The sequence below is a fragment of the Bremerella sp. JC817 genome (genome assembly GCF_040718835.1).
Classification (GTDB): Bacteria; Planctomycetota; Planctomycetia; order Pirellulales; family Pirellulaceae; genus Bremerella.
Map to the genome: position 1 here is coordinate 1 of NZ_JBFEFG010000218.1, position 701 is coordinate 701.

3 pseudogenes are annotated in these 701 nt (G+C 60.6%); 1 reads left to right on the forward strand and 2 read right to left on the reverse strand.

The features are described 5' to 3' along the window. Positions 1 to 68 precede the first annotated feature (68 nt). Positions 69 to 173, reverse strand: a pseudogene (locus AB1L30_RS01045) (hypothetical protein); the annotation flags it as partial. Positions 174 to 228: 55 nt separating this feature from the next. Continuing rightward, positions 229 to 375 (reverse strand): annotated as a pseudogene (locus tag AB1L30_RS01050) (UDP binding domain-containing protein); the annotation flags it as partial. Between the two features lie 146 nt (positions 376 to 521). Between AB1L30_RS01050 and AB1L30_RS01055 the strand changes: the two are divergent. Then, positions 522 to 620: pseudogene (locus AB1L30_RS01055) on the forward strand (sigma factor); the annotation flags it as partial. Positions 621 to 701 lie beyond the last annotated feature (81 nt).

The following is a 701-nucleotide window of genomic DNA, read 5'->3' on the forward strand; positions in this document are numbered from 1 at the left end:
GTCATTTTCCAGCCTACGTCGGGATGATTGGACCAGAACTCACCTGGCAGGTCCCGTTGGTTTGTGACGAGCTTTTTGGCCCAGCTAGGATCCAGTGCGTGTTCGGCGTCGACGAAGGCTGCGATCCCTCCCAACTTTTGGGCCTGAGCGATGCAGTGGAGCGCCAGGGTCGTCGTGCGAGGCTTCCTCCGCGTCCGCGTGCGGATCGTGGACGGTGACGTCGTGGCCCAGCTCGCGCAGTTCGGCGATGAGGTCCGCAACCTTCGAATTGCGCAGGTCTGGCACGTCCTCCTTGAACGTGAGCCCGAGGACGAGGACCCGTCCTGCCGTGCCACCGCGCGCCTCGTGCAATTGGCGCGCGACCCAGCCGGCCATCCCGTCGTTCACGCCGCGTCCGGCCAGGATGACCTTGGGATCGTGGCGGCCAGACCAAAAAGATCGCAACGCACTTTCCGATGAAATGAGGTATGACCACTCTCTGGTCACAGAAGGCAAGAATACCACAATGCGACCTCTACCGCATGCAGGAAGGCAACGCCGGCCTGATGCGTGCAGTCGACAAGTTTGAATACCGTCGTGGTTTCAAGTTCTGCACCTACGCCACCTGGTGGATTCGCCAGCCGGGTCGGACAGGTGTTATCGATGACCATCGACTGGTTGGTTTCCAGACAGGTTTCGATGAAACGCCGTTCCCGATGCTT